This window comes from Vitreoscilla massiliensis (genome assembly GCF_001457815.1).
GTDB lineage: Bacteria > Pseudomonadota > Gammaproteobacteria > Burkholderiales > Neisseriaceae > Vitreoscilla > Vitreoscilla massiliensis.
On record NZ_LN898219.1, the window covers coordinates 180,882 to 197,792 of the forward strand.

A 16,911-nucleotide genomic window follows, 5' to 3' on the forward strand; every position below is an offset into this window, starting at 1 on the left:
CTTTAAAATGGAATGTCGTCTTCTAAATCGCCTACAACTTTGGTTGATGGTGCGCGGCCTGTGCCTTTGGCTTGCGCGTACTGATTGGCGGCGGGCTTGGCGGGCGGGGCAGGCTTGGTGGCGCTGGCATCGGCTTGCGTGGCCTCTTGCTTACTGCCCAGCATTTTCAATTCATTGCCGATGATTTCGTATGCAGTGCGCTCGATGCCGTCTTTGCCTGTGTACTTGCGCGATTGGATGCGGCCCTCGATGTACACTTGGCTGCCTTTTTTCAGGTACTGGCCTGCGATTTCAGCCAAGCGGCGGTACAGGGTGACGTTGTGCCACTCGGTGCGCTCTTGGCGCTCACCGTTGCGGTCTTTCCATTGTTCACTGGTGGCGATACCGAAATTGGCCACAGCTTCGCCGTTGGGCAAGTAGCGCACTTCGGGGTCGCGCCCCAAGCGGCCGACCAAAATAACTTTGTTCACACTCATGCCGTCAGCTCCGCTTGCGCGGCCGCCAATGCCACTTGTTCTTCGGCAATTTCTTCACACGCTGCGGCTTTCATTCTTGCCAGGCGGGTGATTTCGGCTGCATCGTTGCCATTGGCACGGGTTTCTTTTACTGCCAAGTCGATGCTGTTTAAACGGGCTTGTAACGCCACAATGCGGTTGCTGCTGTAAGAAATACGGCCTTTGGCTTGAGCGCGTTTGATGCCTTGAGCCAATGCCGCAAGCGGCGCTAAAAAGTGCAAGGCCAAGCCAATCAAAGCCGCCAACACTATGGCAAATGAATTTACAGGCCGCTTGTTAATGGTTGCTGTACGCATGGTTATCTCCCGTCGATTTGAACAGTCAATTGCAAAGGCTTCTCAGGCGTGTGCAATGAACCTTGGTAAACAAAATGTGACAAGCTTTGGCTTGTTGACGTGATGCCCAAAGGCAATTCATCAAAGAAGCGTTTTAACTTTCTGCCCACCGTGGCCATGTCCTCGATGTCCACAATCAAATGCAGCCATGGGGCTGGCCAGTTCATGAGCGGCTCAATGGCGATTTGGGCATGGTTTTCGTGTGCAAACACATTCAAAGCCGCAATCAATTCAGCATGTCGGTTGTAAAAATAAGAACGCTCGGCCAGTTCAGCGATGGCCTTGCCTTGCAAGCGGTGGAAGGTTTGTAAGGCTTGCAGTTTGTTTTCTGTGCTTAGGATTTCCATTTAAGCGGCCTCTTTCTGTTTTTGAATCTGTTTCGATTGGTAGTAAGCGTTGGTTTTTTCTTGGCTGTTTTCCAAATGCTGGCGATGGTTCTGCATTTCTTTGTATTGGCTAGCGCCGCCTTTGTTGTCGATGACGGCCTGCACGCCGCGCGCGTGGGCGATTTGGTGCAGGATGCGGATGCGGTCTTGCACTTCGCCCAGCATGTCGCCTGCGGCATAAGCATTGAGTGTTGATAATCCTAAATTCCATACTGCGTTTTCTGTGTTAATCATGTCTGTGAGTTTGGCTATCTCATACAGTGCGGCCTGTATCAGCGTTAATGCCTCATTTTGGGCAGGCGTGTACAACTTGGTGTCGGCAATTACTTTTGCGGCCGCTTGTTGGGCTTCGTGCTGCAAAACCTTGTCTATGCTGCGCAATGGCTCGCTCACCAACTCTTGTTTTTTATGCGCTTCAATGTTCGCCAAAATGGTGTTGACCATTGGGTGCTGCGGTTTGGTTTGTAATTGATTTGTTTGCATTTTTTAAATCCCTTTCGTTTCAGTAGGGTGCAAAAAACCACGCTTGCGCGTTTTGGTGGCGAGCGGGGTTTAAAACAATTCGGTGGATTCGTTGGTTTGGCGCGGTGACAACAGCTTTTCTTTTTCCAGTGGTGGCGGCAAATTATCGTTTTGCACGTTGGCTGGATGTGGCAAAGTCACGGTGCGGGTGATTTCAGACGTTTGCACGCCGCTCCAGCCGCAGCGTTCATCAGAGCAGCGCAACCATGTTTCGCGGGTAACTTTGCTGATTTGGTAGCTGTTGGAAACAAAACACACCGCACCGCAATTGGGGCAGTAGTTTTGCGCCCGCATGGCCAAGCCGCCGCGCTTAATCACTTGTGACTTTGCGTGTTGGTTAGCCATGGCTCTCACCTGCGGTTTGGTCACAAAACACTTTTTCTGTCATTTGAATGATGCTTGCGGCCTTGGTGCAAAGGCGTGTTTTGATCGCTTCCAAGCGCTTCAACTCCAAAGCATCGACAACACCGTCATCAGTAGCCGCCTGAAATTCGGCCACCAATTTGCCCAATTCCTTGGTGCACTCCATGAACAATTCTTGGATGTCGCCATCGACTAAATCATCGGTTGGCATTTGTACAAACACGCCGCCCGATTGGTGAGCGACGGCTTCCGCAAAATCGGTGCGGCCTGTGAACTCTTGCATCAGTAAACTGCGCTCAGTCGGCACATGCATGCCTTTTTGCTCATATGCTTGGTTCTTCAAGCGCACTTCGGTGTCGTCGCCCAAAGCCATGGCCATGCCTTTTAAGCCATTTGGGAACGCTTCTATCATGTTCAGGTGTGCTGATTTGATGGTAAGTGGCTCACGCTCACGCTTGATTGGCTTGCTTGTCATAATTGCCCCCGCTGCCGTATGGTTTTCAAATTGATGACGCTGGCTTAAGATGCAAGCGTGGTTGCAACACCGTGTGACTGAATCACTTGGCGGGCTTCTTTGATGGCTGATTGCTTGATAAAAGCACTGACGTTACCCGCAGCCGCGATGTCGGCGGCGCGCTTGATTAATTGGTGATAATCGTCGGTAACACGGAATTTAAGAGTTGGGGAACCGCTCGATTTTTTAGCGGTTTCATTGACTGGCTGCGGATTCATAATATAATAACCTTTCTGGCTGTGGGTCATTCGTGTTCTACTTGTGGTGAGTGAATATTAATAGCCTTATAGCCTGTTTGCAATGCCCATAAAGCTATTGATGTAGCTTTATGGGCTATCGTATTGTTTATTAAGGTTATTTATTTTCATGAATGCAGTCGATAGAGCCAAAAAAGCTTTAGGTGTAACCACTGACCTTGCGATGGCGCAGGCTTTAGGTGTACATGCGACTGTTATTGGTGGTTATAAAAAGCGTGAATCTGTTCCACTTGAGCAGTGCATTAAAATCGCCGACAAAACTGGCGTAGACCTAAACTGGCTGATACTGGGCAAAGGCATTGCACCAGACGGCACATCTACTTTTACATCAAGCGACTTCATCAAAATCCCTGTGTACGATATTCAAGCATCAGCAGGCAACGGCTACCATAATGAATTTGAAGTAATCATTGATGAGCTGTGGCTGTCCCCCGAATGGGTGCACCAACAAGGCTTGTATGTCAAAGACCTGTTCTGTGTTGAAGTATTGGGCGATAGCATGGCGCACCCGCCTAGCCTGATTATGCCTAAGGACAAAGTATTGATTAACCGTGCGGTCATTGATGATGATGGGGTGTTTTTGGTGCGGGTTGGCGCGGCTTTGCGCTTGAAGCGCTTGCAATGGCTGTACGATGGCCGTGTGACTTTGATTTCAGACAATCCAATTTACCAGCCCGAAACCATAGACCCTGAAAACATGGGCGAAGCGTTTCAAGTTTTGGGCCATGCCCATTCTAAATTTGGCAATCTGCTGTAATTTCTTGCGGCCTGTGTTTACAGGTCGCTTTTTTTGTTTTTCTAAGGGGATGTAAATGGGGATAGCAATTATCTTGCTCGGGTTTCCGTTGTCTATTTTGGCGTGGGTGTTGATTGCGCGCAAATTAAAACAGAAAAGTTACAGCGGCCTTTCTCGCCACTTGGCAGGCTTCGCAGGGTCGTTTGTGGTGTGGTGGCTGTGTGCCATCGTAGGCACACTGGCTTCGCCCGAATTGATGGAGGCGACAAACGCCAAGGCTGAACAAGACAAAAAAGCCCAAGCCCTGCAATCACAAACGGCCTCTACTATTGTCAGCTCTGAACCAGTTACCAAGCCCGAGCCTGTGACCGAAGCCAACACTACTGATACGCCAAAAGCAAAACAAGACCAAAATATCACTGCATTTTTTGAGCGTACTGGCGGTTACCGTGTTGAAAATGGCGAAATGTCTGATGGATATTTTGTTATTGATGATGCCTCCAAAAATAAATACACAATTAAGCCTGTAATTTTTTCAAGTTCAAATGGTGATTCTATTCAGAATGACGTGAATCGAGCAATGTGGGAAGGTGTTTTCCGTGTCTTTGCCCATCTGCCAATTGATAGCTTAGATGTAACAATTGCTCCACAAATTGCTAAGAATGCCACTACCATCAGTGATGATATGAAACGCTTAAAAGACTTCAACATCCACATCAAAACCACACGCGCCGAAGCCTTGGCAGCATTGCAAAAGCACGCGGGCGTGCAATCGTTTGACGAGCTGGTGGACTTCACTGGCGAACTGGGCGAAAAGGGCACACTGCAATCCAAAACATTTTTGACGCTGCGTAAAGACCCTGTGAAGTCGTATTTGATTTACAAAGACATTGCAGCCAAATAAACAAACAATGCGGCCTGTAGGTTTTACAGGCCGCTTTTTCATTGGGGAATGAAATGCCAACAGTTGATATTGCCAATTCGATTGCCAATTTATTTAAGGGTGTGGCCATTGATTTTGTTTTTTTGCTGGCGTTGATGGTGTGCGTTTATTATGCCCGCTACCATTGGTGTGTGAATTACTCGGAAGAGTATCACCGCAAAGCCGATGCCAAAAGCGAAGCGAAAGACGCCATGTTTATTACTTTCGTTGTTGGTATTATCGCCACAGGCGCACACTTCGCTTGGCGCATGGGTTTGTTTGGCTAGACTGCTGACCAAGTGAAAGCGGCCTGTAATTTACAGGCCGCTTGTTGTTTTATGTGGGTTTATTCTAATTTCAGCAAGGCTTCCAATTCCAAGCCGCTCACATAGCCACCGTCTGAAACGCTGTGACTGACTTTGGCCACTATCCATGTTTCTGCATCAATTTCGGGTTTGAATCCAGTCACTTCGATGGGGGTTTCGGGAGCCAAGTCAGGGCGGCCAACTGCCAGTGAAATGCTGAACACGGCACGGCCGCGTTTGAGTTTCTTGTATGCGGCGCGGGCACCACGTTCGGCAGTGGCTTTGCTGGCATACAGGTGGCGCAGGGTTTTGGTTTTTTCGCCATCGCTGTTGATGGGAGTTTCTGTTTTTTCTGCCTTGGCCTTGTCTTTGGTTTTTTTCTTGTCTTGCTTTTTGGGTTCCAAATTGTCAGCATTGATGATGACATGCTGCCTGGCGCTGCCTTTCTTGTCGGGCTGATAATAGGCTTTGACCGCATTGAAATTGTCGGCCGTGTTGTAGGTGAAGCGGTGTTGGTCGCCAGTTAGCCTGGTGATGTTCACTGTTGGGATGGCTTCGCCGCTGAGGGTTTGGCCTTGGCCTGCGGGCATGAAAAGCATGTGCTGTTGTTTGATGGTGGCGATGGCATCGTTTTGGTCGGCCAATCGCATCAAGAAGCTGGCATCTGATTCATTGGTTTGGGTCATGTGGTCAATGCTGATTTTGGCCAAGTCTTTGTGGACTTTTGGGGTGTAGCTGTATTTTTTGGCAATGGTTTCTACGATTGCGCCCAGAGTGGTTTTGCTCCACGTTTTTTCCTGTTGCTCGGTGAGGCCGGCAGCCATATCAGCGGCCACGGCTGATATGCGCAATTGGTCGGGTGCGCCGCTGTGCTCAAAGCCGGTGATTTTGTATTCGCCTTTGTACACCACGCCTGTTTCGACATAGCCCAGCCACACCTTGACCATGCTGTCAGTGGATGGAATAGCCAGCGCGCCATCGTAGTCGCTGAGTGTGATGGTAAGTTCATCGGCTTCAAAGCCGCGTTTGTCGTCCAGGGTCACATCAATGATGCGGCTCATGGTTTGGGTGCCAAAGGCTTGGCCGTCTATGCTCAACACCACGGCAGGGGTCATGTGATTGCCCCCGGCATTGGTGAGTTTTTCAAACAGACGCGTGGCGGTGTTGGCAATTTTTTCCAGCATGTTAAATTCCTGTCAGTGTGCGCACCAAGCCGATGCCCAAGCCCAAAGCCTCACCTTTTAAACCCAAGGGCTGGTCGGCAACCTTGAGCAAGTCCATTGAAAACTGAATGCTGCGTGGATAGCCATCGTGCATGAGTTCGCTTTGGTTCTTGCTGATTTTGGTGATGACGTAACTGCCCATCAAACTGCCTGAACCCAATATCAGTGGCCATGCTTGGCCAGTGTCGGCCATTTTTTCCAGCAGCATGATGGACATGCGACCGCCAGTGATTTCAGGTCGCAGTTCGGCATTGATGGTGATGGTGGTTTCGCCGCCAGTGAATTGCGCGGGTCTGACCAGGCTGCCCACTGTGGCGTGGGTAGGGTGGTTGTAAGTCTTGGTTTCATTCAGTTCGTGAAACGCAATGGTTGAGCGGATGAATGGAAAGTAACCCAATACGCCCATCATAATCATGGCCATCAATCTCTGTCCCATAATGAAGTTTTGTTTTGGCGGTCAAAGCCGGCTTTGATTTCCCTGAATTTGCGCTCGATGGTAGCAGCGATGGTTTCGGCATTGTCGCTGCCACCATTGATGGTGATGCTGATGTTGAAGTCGCCAGCACTTGCCGCTGCAGGGGTGACGTTGCCTGCTGTGGCCATGGCCGCATTGACACTGATGGCATCGCGGAATTTTGGCCGCTCTTGCTTTTGGCCATTGTCTAGCAAGGCAAGGCTGCGATTAATCAGGCCGCCTGTTTTGACTTGACCCAAACCACCACTGGCCAACATTTCAATGCCACGGCTGCCCCAAGTACGGATCAGGCCGCGTAATCTGTTGAAGCCTGATTCACCACCGATGGCACGGATTTCAGATTGGTTAAACACACCCTCACCACGGTGAACGATGCCCGCGATAGCATTGCGGCCACCATTGCCGGTGTAGCCGCCTGTTGAAAAGCCTGGCAAGGATGCACCAACGGATGCAGCCGCATTGGCACTGGCCGTGCCTTTGTATGAACCATTGAATATCGAAGCCACAGTGTTCCACTTGGATTTCAATGCCGCGAATTTACTGGCGATACCATCAATCAAGCCGCCGATGATGCGCGCGCCCAAGTTAAACAAGGTGTCTTTCAGGCCGCCCAAATATGTAGTGATGTTGTTCCACTGATTAACAATTGCCTGATAGGCCGATGTTGAGCGCACCCAATTGATTAAGGCATTCCATGCGGCAATAACGGCCGCTTTAATGTTGGCCCACATTGCCACGGTGGTGCCGTAAATTTTTGCCCATGTGTTGATGATGAACATCAGTATTGCCGTGGCGAATGTAATCACTGCGGTTTTAATGCTGCTCCACGCGTTGAGTAACCATGCTTTGATGGGATTCCAAATAGCCATGGTGGCGGTGTAAATGGCGTTCCAAATTCTGAGTACGACAGCCAATACAGCGGTGACATGGTTTTGCACTGTATTCTTGATTGCGCTCCATGCTGCCATGGTGAAATTCTTAATCAGTGTCCAGTGAGTATTGATGAAGTTGGCAAACATTAAAATACGCGATACCGCATAGTTGACGACTTTGGCCCACAGTTCTTGGAAGAATGGTGCAATCACCCCCCAATTGTTGATAATCAAACGCGCAATACCAATGATGGGAAAGATGAAATTTAAAATAGGATTGTTGGCAAAAGTCTGTTGTATCCAAGCCCATGCCCCTGCGATGGCATTGGCGATGCCATCGAGCGCCGCATTAAACCCATTTTTGATGCCCTCCCATGCGCTGGATAAAAGACCAGGCATGTCATTCCAGCCATTGACCACGGCTGATTTGATGGCATCCCAATTGTTGATAATCAGGCGGGCAATACCGATGATAGGGAATAGGGCGTTTAAAATGGGATTCTTTGAAAATACTGACTCTATCCACTGCCAACCACTGACGATGGCTGCTTTGACGGTATCCCAGTGTTTCCACAGCAGATATAGCGCACCTACCACCAACATGATGCCCAATACAATTGGATTGGCCATAAAGAATCGGCCCACCATTAACAGCCCCATTTTTAACCAATTGAGCAATGGCAGTAGCTTGGCAATGGCACCGCCAGCACCGGCGAACAATGGCCCCACTTGCACCAAAGCCAAACGCAAGAAAGCAAACGGCCCCAATACTGTGGCCACCACGGCGGCGATGCCCGCAAAGGCCAAGAACAGCACACCGATGGCGGCAATGGTTTTCATAATGGCAGCGGCAAGCTGTGGATTATTGGCCGCCCAATTGCTCATGTGGCTGTTGATGTTGCTTATCCATTCGGTGATGGACTTCAATTCGGGCGCAATGGATTCGCCCATGCTGGCCATCAGGTTGGTGAATGAACCTGTGGCCGCATCCAATAGGTTTGTGAGTGTGCCCAGCTGCTCATTCACACGCTGATTGAGTGAGGCTTGTGCTGCCATTTTTTGGGCAAATTCATCATAACCCGCTTGGCCTTTTTCAATCATGGTGTTTAAGGCTTGCAAGGTTTCGGCATCATCGCCCCAAATGTCTTTTAAGATGGACAACCTTGCTTCTGTGGTCAGGTTTTTCATCTTGGCCAATTCTTTGTACATGTTTTCCATGCCAGCGAATTCGCCTTTGCCATCGGTGAAATTGAGGTCTATGCCTGAGCCTTTGGTGGCTTTGGCTATCTTGTCAGTGTCCATGGATGACTGAAACACTTTGCGCAGTGCATTGCCCGCGCTTTCACCTGATAAGCCCGCTTGGTCGAGCATGGCCAGCAATGGGCTGAATTGCTTCATGGCCGCATCGCCTTTGACTTTCAAAATATCAAGGGCAGGGGCCAGTTTGCCAAAGGCAGGCACTATGTTTTCAACGTCCACACCGGAATAGAACATGCGCTGGACTGAATCCATGATGCTCAACATTTCGGCTTCGGTGCCTCGGGTTGCGTCTTGCAGCTTGGCGGCCATCTCGGCAGCGGCTTCGGGGGTTTGTTTGAGTTGCACCGCCAGCAAGGCGGCGGCCTCACCTGTGCCACCCAAAACCGCTTGGGCAGACAGACCTTGCCGCATCAGCATGGTCATCAGGTTTTTGAAGTCGGCAGTGGTACCAGGCAAACGGTCACCCAATTTGGTGGCCAGTTGGTCAAGTTGCTTGTATTCGGGCGGCACTTTGCCGCTGCTGTTCATCATTGCCACGCGCAAGTCGGTGCTGGCGGTTTCGCTTTCGGCATAGGCGCGCACAGGCACAGACATGGCGGCCATGGTCACGGTGCCCTTGATGGCAGCGCTGCCAGCGGCACTGCTTAAACTGGATGCACGACTTTGTGCTCTGCTGTAACGGGATTGTGCTTGGTTCAAGCGCTCAAGTCTGCGGCGCTGCTCTTCAATGGTTTGATTGGCTTGCTCTTGGCGGCGGCGTAGCTCGGATTGCGCTTGACCAAGGTTGCGGGTGCCGATGCCAGCCTCGGTTAATGAGCGGCGCAAGCTCTCACTGCTTTGGCGGGTTTGTTGTTGCTGTTGACTGAGTTCACGGCCACGGCGCTGCAGCTCTTGCAGTCGTTGCGCCTGCTCACGCGTGGGCACGCCACTGCGGGATATCTCTTGTGTCAATTGACGGATGGCATTTTGGGTGTCGCCCAATTCGCTGCCAAGCTGCTGCAGCTTGCGACGGCTTTCAGCAAACTTATCAAAGTTTTTTTGTGCGGTCGCAAGCTTTTTGCTTTCGGCTTGGGTTTCTCTAAGTTGACGTGTCAAATGGCTGCCTGCATTGGTCACTTCTTCAAACCGTTGGCGGGCATTGCCCATGGCATTGAGTACAATCTGCAGTTTTAAATCAGCCATTTTTTTGATTCGCCTTTACTTTTGCATCTACCAAACTAATGGCGCGATGTGTCCAATCCAGTGTTTCTGACAGTGTCAGCTCCACCCATACCATGGCGGACGGGAATTCCATCGCGCACACGGCTATGCAGTCGCTGGGGTCGTTGTAGTGCTTTCGTCCGTCAAAGATGCTGGGCTGTTCGCTGGCAAGCTCTCTGCAGATGTCACCTCTGATTCGCCAGCCGTGGTAGCGGTCGAATCCGTCTCGTAAAGGCTCTGATAGATTTCCCGAATCTCTTTCTTGCCCACAGCGTCGGCATAAAAAAAATCCAATGCCGCATTCAATAATGAAATGTCAGACAGGCCCATGGTTTCAAATTGTTTGCGACTGACAATGGGCTCACAAATGCGCGCATAAAGTGGCTGAACTTGGTCGGTAACTTTGGCACGAACCATGTCTAAAGACAGCCCACGCATAGCATGGCCTTGCGGTTCGTGCATGATGTGGGTAGCCCCGTTGCTTAAGGTCACTTCGATGGTTTCGTTATCAATGATTTTGATGCCGGCTTTGTTTTGCATGTTGGTTTCCTAAGCAGCGCCACGGCTGTGGCGCTTGTTGAATGATGATTAAGGTGGCAGGGGTTTACAGGCCCAAGCCTTTGTTAAAGTCTTTGTACATATCGACACCGTCCACAATGTATTTGTTTTGCAGCACATCAATGTCAATCACGACCACACCGCCAACGGTTTCTTTGTAGCGTACCAATTCAATGTTGAGTTTGGTCTCGCCATTTTCGCCTTGGGTGTCGGTGCCCTGGTCAACTTCGGTGATGCGGCCAGACGCTTCACCGACCACACGCACAAAGCCCACCTCGTCATCGCGCTCGGCGTTGCCTGAAAAGCGAATGGGCTTGCTGTCGATTTTGCCCCCCATCATTTTGAGAACATCGGCACCAATACCACCGATGGTCACAGACATGCTGAGTTTTTCAATACCATGAAAGATGGACACAGGGGCAATCATGCCGCCGGCTCGGTACTCTTCCATTTTTTGGGTGATTTTCGGGCGCTCGATGTCACCGACCAAGCCATGCAAACTTTCACCGTCGATGAAAATGTTTTGGCCTTTTAAGATTAATGGTAATTTCACGTTTTATCCCTTATACGGTGGTTGGCAGAATGTCGTTGGCAATGGCCACCACACGGTCTACCAAATTGACAATGAATGTGTCGCTGACCACTTGCTCAAGCACCAAGTTTTCCAGTGGCATCACAATCGTGAATTCATAACCCACGCGGAATTTGCCCAACAAAATTTCGCTTTTGGTGTTTTCTTCGGCACGCACAAACACACGCGCACCATACAACTTGCCATCACGCACATCTTTGGCCAAATCGCTGTTGACGCTTAACAGAATGTCTTCAATCAAAGTTGGGGTCATGGGCTTGTCGATGGCCCACATCATGGCGGAGGCAATGCGCTGGCGAATGATTTGGGCGCCACGGGTAGATGATTCAAACGCGAACATCGGTTCATCTGAACAGGTACGGTTGCCCCAAAAGCGGAAGCCATCTTCGCGCACCAAAGTGGTGATGTCGGCATTGTTTAAGAAGTTGGCATCGGTGTCTTTATTAATCAGACTGAATGATCGTGGTGTTTCAATGCCGACCACACCATTCACGCCCACGTTTGATAAGGTTTTGTGCCAGCCGGTTTGGCTGTCAATTTTGGCGCGCAAGCCCATGGCAATGGCAATGGTCATGGCGCGTTCGACTTCGCCTGTGATGGGGCTGATGCGGGTAAATTCGCCATCAATCAATTCCAATTCGCGTTGACTGTAGTTTTCACGATAAGCGGCCACTTCAGTCAGTGTTGCACCAATGGCTTTGGCATAGGCAAAGGCATTCAATGCTTGTGCTACCACCACCAATTCAGCCGTCACGCCTTGTGTGTCCAAGCCTGGGCAGCCAATGATTTTTGGCTCTACACCCAACAAGGTTTTGGCGGCGGCCAATGCTTTCAGGCCGGTGAGTTTGCCTGCTGTGTCTGAACCAATGACCAAAGCCGATTGTTCGGGCTCGGTAGGGGCTTCGGCCACACGCACTAATACAATTGGTGCATCGGCTTGGTCGGTGATGCCATCTAAAACAGCAGCGATGGTGCCCGTTTTGCCAGCGTATTTGGCCAGTGCGCGGGCACTGGTGCTGAACACCGGTGTATCAAGTGGCAGCGCAGCAACGTCAGCATCATCGCCGGTGACAATGGCACCAATGACATTGGTGGCCATTGCGCTGATGGGGCGAATGCCTTTGACGGTTTCAATGGAGGTGACACCATGGTGGCGGTCGGTTGTCATGTTTGACCCTTTGAATTCGTTAATGGAGTTTAGTAATAAGGTCAGTTTGCAGACACGCGAGGGAATGGACAAGCGCCGCCATATGTGGCGGCGTGATGTAGATGTGGCTGGCTTACTTGAGCAGAGCGGATTGCCACATCGCGTCGATTTTCAAATCATCAAAGCCCAATAATTCGGTCGCTATCATGATTAAATTGGCATTGTTGCGTTGGTAGCCAGTGGCATATTGCCACTCAATCATGGCCACTTCACGGATAGTTTCGTCTTCAATGGCCGCAATGGCGGTTTCCACTGCTTTGGAATTGACCCCATTTTCAAGTAAGACCATGCGCAATTGTTTTGGGGTGATTTCGGCCACATTGTTGCGCCAGTCTGCCAGTTTAGCGGCCTGTAAATCGGCATCGGTTTCCCATGTTTTCGTGGCCGCATTCCAAATGTGATAGGCATCGGGCTGGAATCCAGCCAACACACCATTAAAAACGTACTGACCCGTGGCAATGTCTTGGCAAACGTCGGCGGGCAATTCAATCACACTTTGCCCAATTTGCGGAGCAAAGGTAGATACATCAGTGCTGTAAGCCACAATACACTTTTGGTCTAAAACCATTTTCATGGTATCAGCAGAAAATTCAGCCTGACAGGCATAGAAATCGTTGCCGTTTTCGTCTTCAAAAAACACAATGCCGTTTTCAATGATGGTGGTGGCGGTGGTAAATGTTGCCATGTCGTTTCCTTTACAGTGCTGCAACCGTTACCCAAACGCCATTGATTTGGGCTTGCATCGGTCGGGTATGGTATTTGGTGACATTCCTAGAACCTGACGTGGTGGCTAAATCATAGCCTGTCAGGACGTTTCCAGATGCTGCTTTATAGCTTCCATCCGCATCAGTATTCACGCTGGTTTCAGCTCCCAAGCGAACCTTGGTAGCAGCATCAAGCAAAGGCTTGAGTATGTCAGCACAAACAACTTTGTTTGCCGTGCCTGCAGTGATGTTGGCAGCAGTGGCTTTGTCGATATTCAGTGTGCGACTAGCCCCGTAAGTGCCGCCACCCGTCATCCCTGTGCCTGCGATGATGCTGTTGGTATTCAATGCGGCATCGGTGATGCCATAGCCGGCCAATGTGGTGGGCTTATTGTAAATGTACCCAGCCATCCGCTCGGTTGCATTCCAGTCGGCGCCATCGACACGCTTCCAAGATTGGTATGCGCCACTCAAAACCAAACGAGAACGGATGAATACAGGATCACCGTATGCCATAAAAAAGAATTGGCTGTCCCAATTTGCAGGGCCAACTTGAAATACCTTACTGGCACCGACATTTTCGCCATTGCTCCAAGTTGGGGCATCGGGTGAATCAACACCAAATGAGTGTATGCCTTGGCCAGATGCGGTAGCGATGGCCGTGCCTGAACCTGAGCTGGTACTGGTTAAGACCCAATCTTTAATGCCGTAAGAGGCCAGCGTTGTACCTTTGCTGGCTTTTAAGGCCAAAGCATCATTGATTTCGGATTTTGTGAAAACATCGGTTAAGCCATAACCTGCGGCAGTGGTGGGCTTGTTGCGGATGCCGTTGTTTCCTGTTGCAGCCCAATCTGCTCCCATCATCGTGCGCCAGCTTGACCATGTGTTGGCGATATAGGTGCGCATTGCTAAATTGACTCTGTCGTATCCCCATGCAATTTGTATTTTTTGACCACCTGTGTGGATGTACCGTGTTTCAATGAATGCGTAGGAACCTTCCCACCACACGTTTGCAATTGGGGTGTTAAGGATGGCTGCAGAACAGGCATAGCGTGTACCGATTTCAAAATCATTGGCATCGCCTTCCGTGGGGCTGCCGTCATAGCGTGTGTTTGCCAAAAAATAAGCGCTCAATGCCAATGCGGTTGGGTGTATTGCCTTGTTCGACATATTGCCTGTTTTGGCTTCGTCGGCACTGGCGAAATCCACATAAAATGTTCGGTCTGATGCCAATGTACCGCCGCCTGTTAAGCCTGTGCCTGCGGTGACTTTGGTGGTTTTGTTGGCTTTATCGGCACTTAAGCTGTCTGTTTGTACTTTTAAGTAGACCGTTCTGTTTGCCAATTGTCGCGGCGTGGTATTGGTAACGCCATTGGCTCCACCCATGACAGGGTCGCTGGTTTCAATTTGGCGTACGCCTGGTTCCCAAACTGGGGATTCAATTAAGTTAGCCATCTACTGCTCCGTAATTGTAAGTACCGTCATACATTGCAACATTGTTGTGACGTATGGCGACACGGGTGTAAATAATCTGTCTGAGTTCGCAGCGCGCGGGGGCGATGCCTTTTAATATCGTTTTGAGAAAATCGGCTTGGTCATTGGTGATGGGCTGCTCTTTGACAATGATGTTGTAAGTTGCCCATGTGCTGCCTGTGCTGCCGTGCAAGTAGGTTCCGTCATGAATCACTTTGCCGTCATAGCGGATTTTGCCAACGTCTTCGATGATGTCGATTTCGCCTAAACCTAAGTCACGGAACAATTGGCGGATGCTTGCGGGCGTGCCTTTAAATTCATGCTTGCGGATATAGTTGGCAATTAATGCGCGTTTTTCGGTTTCGCCCTCGGCGAATACCCAACCCTCGGCATCATCAATGCTGTTTTCCCATGCCAACCAAGGCAACAAATCCACATCACAAATCAAAGGGTCGCGGCTGTCACGGATGACGTTGTGATTCAGGTCAGTGGCTTTGGCGGTGGTCAATGCCAGTGCATGTTGTAAATCTGTGGCCGATGATGGCAATAAGCTGATGTCTGTCATAGGGCCGGCGCTTTCAGTGTGTAAACAGGATAGCGGCCGAATCCTGACACCACGTCTGCAGTTGGCTTGGTGAGTGTGACTTTTTTCACGCCCTCAACGTCCAGCGCCCCGATGATTTTTGACAAAGACACTTCGGCACCGATGTTGGCATTCTTTCCAATCAGTGCGGTGATGGCGGCCTTTTGGTTGGCAAACACCACGGCCTTATCCGGGCCAGTTTCGTATTCATTTGCCCATTCAATGACCACTGCCCACGCACTGGCGGCTCTGACTTCTACCGTGTCGCACAGTGGGCGTCTTGTGTCGGCTGACAAGTAGTCATAAACGGTCGTGACTAAATGCCCATTGGCCACGGCGGCTGTGTGTGATTTGATGTAGACCCGCACTGTGCCCGCAGGCACTAAACCTGAATCGGCATTGACCACTTGGGCATCGGCCACATCGGTATCGGCATCCAGCGCGTGGGCGTAATAAGTGTTGCGTGGGCCAGCAGCGGCCAGTTTTTCGGGAAACAATTGGCAGCGTAGGCGCAAGGCGGCATCGCTTTCCAAGATGGCCTCGACTGGCGGCGTGGCATCGGGGTCGGCGGCTTGAATGATTTTGCGCGCGATGTTGCGACCAGCGGCAAATTGGTCAAGGTCGGCACCTGTGGCTGTGGCCAAAAATGTGGCCTTGACGGCGGTGTTGATGCGTTCACGCAAGATGTATTCACGGTAAACGCTTTGCTCAAGGTCTATCGTCAATGGTTCGGATTCCAATTCTAAAGTGGCGGCGATGGTGGCGCGTATGGCTTCGGGGCAAGCGGCAATCAGTGCGGCCTTGCGCTCAGATAACAATGCTTCAAAATTGGGATAATCCAGCACATCGGGTGGCGGTAATTGGGTTAAATCTATGCTCATGTTGTGCCCCCTAATGTGATTTGTTCGGCCACTTTTTGGCCATTGATTTCGTATTCAATGGTGAGATTCAAACGGGCGTTGGCCACTGCGTTTAAATTCACAGACACATTGGTCACATTGATGCGTGGCTCATAAGTTGCCAAGGCCATATATACCCCTGCGGTAATAATCATGGACAGGACTTCACCCCGCATGGGGCTGTCGATTAATTCAGGGATGATGCTGCCATATGGTTCACGCTGCACACGGCTGCCGATGCGGGTGAACAGAATGTCGGCAATGCTTTGGCGCACATGCGCGATTAAATCCATGCTGCGGCCGGTTTGGGCATTCATCATGATGGCTTACCTGTAGTAGCACCGCCTGCCATCACACCGCCATGGGTGTGAGTGTCTGCAACAATGCCATTGCTTTCCATGCGGCCTGTGTTTTTGAATGTGCCTTTGTGCTCAATATTGCCAGTGATGACAGCGGTGGAGCCTTGACCACCTGACACGGCCAATCCACCTGAACAAGTGGTCAAACCTGTGACATTGAGATTGCCATCGACAGTGTTGTCAGGGCATTTGATGAGGGTGCTGCTGCTGGCAGTGACATTGGCAGTGGCAATGCCGCTGATGTCCAAATGGCTGGCAGCATGGTCATAGACGATGCGGGCACCATCGGGAAATAACACCACGGTTTCGTTTGCGGCTTGGCTAGGTTCAGGAAATGGCAAACTGGCGAAGCCAAACACCACACGGCCAGCCTCAAGATTGCCGCTTGGCGACAATACGGTGCAGGCTTCGCCACGGCTGGGCATGCGGTGCACAGACACGCCGCCAGCCGCTGGCACTTGGTATTGCAGCCAGTCGGTGACCAGGGTTTCAGACAGCCGCACAGTGCACAGGCTGGGCTTAACGTCTTCAACCACGCCATGGCGCACCATGTTTTCAATTTTCCGATTCAATTCGGCAAGGCTTAAATTGTTCATGCCTATATTGTTTCGATGCGCGCGCGTATGGACAAGCGCCGCCATGTGTGGCGGC

General features: G+C 50.7%; 22 protein-coding genes. 3 read left to right on the plus strand and 19 right to left on the minus strand.

Annotated features, from left to right (window positions below; genetic code table 11):
* Nucleotides 1–2: 2 nt before the first annotated feature.
* From BN3003_RS06415 to BN3003_RS06445, 7 genes are all read right to left on the minus strand, one after another.
* A complete protein-coding gene (locus BN3003_RS06415; protein WP_058355823.1) occupies nt 3–476 on the minus strand; it encodes a single-stranded DNA-binding protein in 474 nt (157 codons plus the stop codon).
* Nucleotides 473–811, minus strand: a complete 339-nt coding sequence (locus BN3003_RS06420) for a hypothetical protein (RefSeq protein WP_058355824.1) — start codon at nt 809–811, stop codon at nt 473–475. Before BN3003_RS06420 ends, BN3003_RS06415 begins: the two co-directional genes overlap by 4 nt.
* A 2-nt stretch (nt 812–813) precedes the next feature.
* Complete coding sequence (locus BN3003_RS06425; protein WP_058355825.1) at nt 814–1,197, minus strand: hypothetical protein; 384 nt, start codon at nt 1,195–1,197, stop codon at nt 814–816.
* Nucleotides 1,198–1,719: a hypothetical protein gene (locus BN3003_RS06430; RefSeq protein WP_058355826.1), complete on the minus strand. Its 522-nt coding sequence runs from the start codon at nt 1,717–1,719 to the stop codon at nt 1,198–1,200.
* Between the two features lie 69 nt (nt 1,720–1,788).
* Nucleotides 1,789–2,103, minus strand: a complete 315-nt coding sequence (locus BN3003_RS06435; protein ID WP_058355827.1) for an ogr/Delta-like zinc finger family protein — start codon at nt 2,101–2,103, stop codon at nt 1,789–1,791.
* Complete coding sequence (locus tag BN3003_RS06440; RefSeq protein WP_058355828.1) at nt 2,096–2,596, minus strand: YmfL family putative regulatory protein; 501 nt, start codon at nt 2,594–2,596, stop codon at nt 2,096–2,098. The genes BN3003_RS06435 and BN3003_RS06440 overlap by 8 nt, the downstream gene beginning before the upstream one ends.
* Nucleotides 2,597–2,640: 44 nt before the next feature.
* Entirely contained in the window at nt 2,641–2,883 is a 243-nt protein-coding gene (locus tag BN3003_RS06445; RefSeq protein ID WP_058355829.1) for a type II toxin -antitoxin system TacA 1-like antitoxin, read from the minus strand.
* 118 nt (nt 2,884–3,001) lie between these two features.
* On the opposite strand from BN3003_RS06445, the gene BN3003_RS06450 reads away from it, so the two are divergent.
* From BN3003_RS06450 to BN3003_RS06460, 3 genes are read left to right on the plus strand one after another with little or no spacing between them, the layout of a single operon-like run.
* The gene (locus BN3003_RS06450; protein WP_058355830.1) at nt 3,002–3,649 is read left to right on the plus strand and encodes a LexA family transcriptional regulator; all 648 of its coding nucleotides are present in this window, start codon (nt 3,002–3,004) and stop codon (nt 3,647–3,649) included.
* A gap of 55 nt (nt 3,650–3,704) precedes the next feature.
* On the plus strand, nt 3,705–4,532 hold the full coding sequence (locus BN3003_RS06455) for a hypothetical protein (protein ID WP_058355831.1): 828 nt from the start codon (nt 3,705–3,707) through the stop codon (nt 4,530–4,532).
* Between the two features lie 53 nt (nt 4,533–4,585).
* Nucleotides 4,586–4,837, plus strand: coding sequence for a hypothetical protein (locus BN3003_RS06460; protein WP_058355832.1), 252 nt, complete (start codon nt 4,586–4,588; stop codon nt 4,835–4,837).
* Between the two features lie 59 nt (nt 4,838–4,896).
* On the opposite strand, the gene BN3003_RS06465 is transcribed toward BN3003_RS06460, so the two are convergent.
* From BN3003_RS06465 to BN3003_RS06520, 12 genes are all read right to left on the minus strand, one after another.
* Complete coding sequence (locus BN3003_RS06465; protein ID WP_058355833.1) at nt 4,897–6,039, minus strand: contractile injection system protein, VgrG/Pvc8 family; 1,143 nt, start codon at nt 6,037–6,039, stop codon at nt 4,897–4,899.
* A 1-nt stretch (nt 6,040) separates the two neighbouring features.
* Nucleotides 6,041–6,499, minus strand: a complete 459-nt coding sequence (locus BN3003_RS06470; protein ID WP_234333035.1) for a phage tail protein — start codon at nt 6,497–6,499, stop codon at nt 6,041–6,043.
* A complete protein-coding gene (locus BN3003_RS06475; protein WP_058355834.1) occupies nt 6,499–9,867 on the minus strand; it encodes a phage tail tape measure protein in 3,369 nt (1,122 codons plus the stop codon). Before BN3003_RS06475 ends, BN3003_RS06470 begins: the two co-directional genes overlap by 1 nt.
* A gap of 123 nt (nt 9,868–9,990) precedes the next feature.
* A complete protein-coding gene (locus tag BN3003_RS06480) occupies nt 9,991–10,425 on the minus strand; it encodes a phage tail assembly protein (protein WP_058355835.1) in 435 nt (144 codons plus the stop codon).
* 64 nt (nt 10,426–10,489) lie between these two features.
* Nucleotides 10,490–10,996: a phage major tail tube protein gene (locus tag BN3003_RS06485; protein WP_058355836.1), complete on the minus strand. Its 507-nt coding sequence runs from the start codon at nt 10,994–10,996 to the stop codon at nt 10,490–10,492.
* Between the two features lie 10 nt (nt 10,997–11,006).
* A complete protein-coding gene (locus tag BN3003_RS06490) occupies nt 11,007–12,203 on the minus strand; it encodes a phage tail sheath subtilisin-like domain-containing protein (RefSeq protein ID WP_058355837.1) in 1,197 nt (398 codons plus the stop codon).
* A gap of 112 nt (nt 12,204–12,315) precedes the next feature.
* Nucleotides 12,316–12,927, minus strand: a complete 612-nt coding sequence (locus tag BN3003_RS06495) for a hypothetical protein (RefSeq protein ID WP_058355838.1) — start codon at nt 12,925–12,927, stop codon at nt 12,316–12,318.
* A 10-nt stretch (nt 12,928–12,937) separates the two neighbouring features.
* Nucleotides 12,938–14,401: a hypothetical protein gene (locus BN3003_RS06500; RefSeq protein ID WP_058355839.1), complete on the minus strand. Its 1,464-nt coding sequence runs from the start codon at nt 14,399–14,401 to the stop codon at nt 12,938–12,940.
* Nucleotides 14,394–14,984, minus strand: a complete 591-nt coding sequence (locus BN3003_RS06505) for a phage tail protein I (protein WP_058355840.1) — start codon at nt 14,982–14,984, stop codon at nt 14,394–14,396. Before BN3003_RS06505 ends, BN3003_RS06500 begins: the two co-directional genes overlap by 8 nt.
* Nucleotides 14,981–15,883, minus strand: a complete 903-nt coding sequence (locus BN3003_RS06510; RefSeq protein WP_058355841.1) for a baseplate assembly protein — start codon at nt 15,881–15,883, stop codon at nt 14,981–14,983. Before BN3003_RS06510 ends, BN3003_RS06505 begins: the two co-directional genes overlap by 4 nt.
* Nucleotides 15,880–16,221 carry a GPW/gp25 family protein gene (locus BN3003_RS06515; protein ID WP_082625577.1) on the minus strand — a complete coding sequence of 114 codons (342 nt, stop codon included), beginning with the start codon at nt 16,219–16,221 and terminating at the stop codon, nt 15,880–15,882. The genes BN3003_RS06510 and BN3003_RS06515 overlap by 4 nt, the downstream gene beginning before the upstream one ends.
* Complete coding sequence (locus BN3003_RS06520; RefSeq protein WP_058355843.1) at nt 16,218–16,856, minus strand: phage baseplate assembly protein V; 639 nt, start codon at nt 16,854–16,856, stop codon at nt 16,218–16,220. The genes BN3003_RS06515 and BN3003_RS06520 overlap by 4 nt, the downstream gene beginning before the upstream one ends.
* Nucleotides 16,857–16,911: the final 55 nt, after the last annotated feature.

What these genes read in the sequence shown, in the direction of transcription:
- BN3003_RS06475 (WP_058355834.1), bottom strand. Translation starts at nt 9,867, where the DNA reads ATGGCTGATTTAAAACTGCAGATTGTACTCAATGCCATGGGCAATGCC.
- BN3003_RS06520 (WP_058355843.1), bottom strand. Translation starts at nt 16,856, where the DNA reads ATGAACAATTTAAGCCTTGCCGAATTGAATCGGAAAATTGAAAACATG.
- BN3003_RS06495 (WP_058355838.1), bottom strand. Translation starts at nt 12,927, where the DNA reads ATGGCAACATTTACCACCGCCACCACCATCATTGAAAACGGCATTGTG.
- BN3003_RS06415 (WP_058355823.1), bottom strand. Translation starts at nt 476, where the DNA reads ATGAGTGTGAACAAAGTTATTTTGGTCGGCCGCTTGGGGCGCGACCCC.
- BN3003_RS06455 (WP_058355831.1), top strand. Translation starts at nt 3,705, where the DNA reads ATGGGGATAGCAATTATCTTGCTCGGGTTTCCGTTGTCTATTTTGGCG.
- BN3003_RS06435 (WP_058355827.1), bottom strand. Translation starts at nt 2,103, where the DNA reads ATGGCTAACCAACACGCAAAGTCACAAGTGATTAAGCGCGGCGGCTTG.
- BN3003_RS06450 (WP_058355830.1), top strand. Translation starts at nt 3,002, where the DNA reads ATGAATGCAGTCGATAGAGCCAAAAAAGCTTTAGGTGTAACCACTGAC.
- BN3003_RS06465 (WP_058355833.1), bottom strand. Translation starts at nt 6,039, where the DNA reads ATGCTGGAAAAAATTGCCAACACCGCCACGCGTCTGTTTGAAAAACTC.
- BN3003_RS06460 (WP_058355832.1), top strand. Translation starts at nt 4,586, where the DNA reads ATGCCAACAGTTGATATTGCCAATTCGATTGCCAATTTATTTAAGGGT.
- BN3003_RS06480 (WP_058355835.1), bottom strand. Translation starts at nt 10,425, where the DNA reads ATGCAAAACAAAGCCGGCATCAAAATCATTGATAACGAAACCATCGAA.
- BN3003_RS06445 (WP_058355829.1), bottom strand. Translation starts at nt 2,883, where the DNA reads ATGACCCACAGCCAGAAAGGTTATTATATTATGAATCCGCAGCCAGTC.
- BN3003_RS06500 (WP_058355839.1), bottom strand. Translation starts at nt 14,401, where the DNA reads ATGGCTAACTTAATTGAATCCCCAGTTTGGGAACCAGGCGTACGCCAA.
- BN3003_RS06515 (WP_082625577.1), bottom strand. Translation starts at nt 16,221, where the DNA reads ATGATGAATGCCCAAACCGGCCGCAGCATGGATTTAATCGCGCATGTG.
- BN3003_RS06440 (WP_058355828.1), bottom strand. Translation starts at nt 2,596, where the DNA reads ATGACAAGCAAGCCAATCAAGCGTGAGCGTGAGCCACTTACCATCAAA.
- BN3003_RS06425 (WP_058355825.1), bottom strand. Translation starts at nt 1,197, where the DNA reads ATGGAAATCCTAAGCACAGAAAACAAACTGCAAGCCTTACAAACCTTC.
- BN3003_RS06430 (WP_058355826.1), bottom strand. Translation starts at nt 1,719, where the DNA reads ATGCAAACAAATCAATTACAAACCAAACCGCAGCACCCAATGGTCAAC.
- BN3003_RS06490 (WP_058355837.1), bottom strand. Translation starts at nt 12,203, where the DNA reads ATGACAACCGACCGCCACCATGGTGTCACCTCCATTGAAACCGTCAAA.
- BN3003_RS06505 (WP_058355840.1), bottom strand. Translation starts at nt 14,984, where the DNA reads ATGACAGACATCAGCTTATTGCCATCATCGGCCACAGATTTACAACAT.
- BN3003_RS06420 (WP_058355824.1), bottom strand. Translation starts at nt 811, where the DNA reads ATGCGTACAGCAACCATTAACAAGCGGCCTGTAAATTCATTTGCCATA.
- BN3003_RS06510 (WP_058355841.1), bottom strand. Translation starts at nt 15,883, where the DNA reads ATGAGCATAGATTTAACCCAATTACCGCCACCCGATGTGCTGGATTAT.
- BN3003_RS06470 (WP_234333035.1), bottom strand. Translation starts at nt 6,499, where the DNA reads ATGGCCATGATTATGATGGGCGTATTGGGTTACTTTCCATTCATCCGC.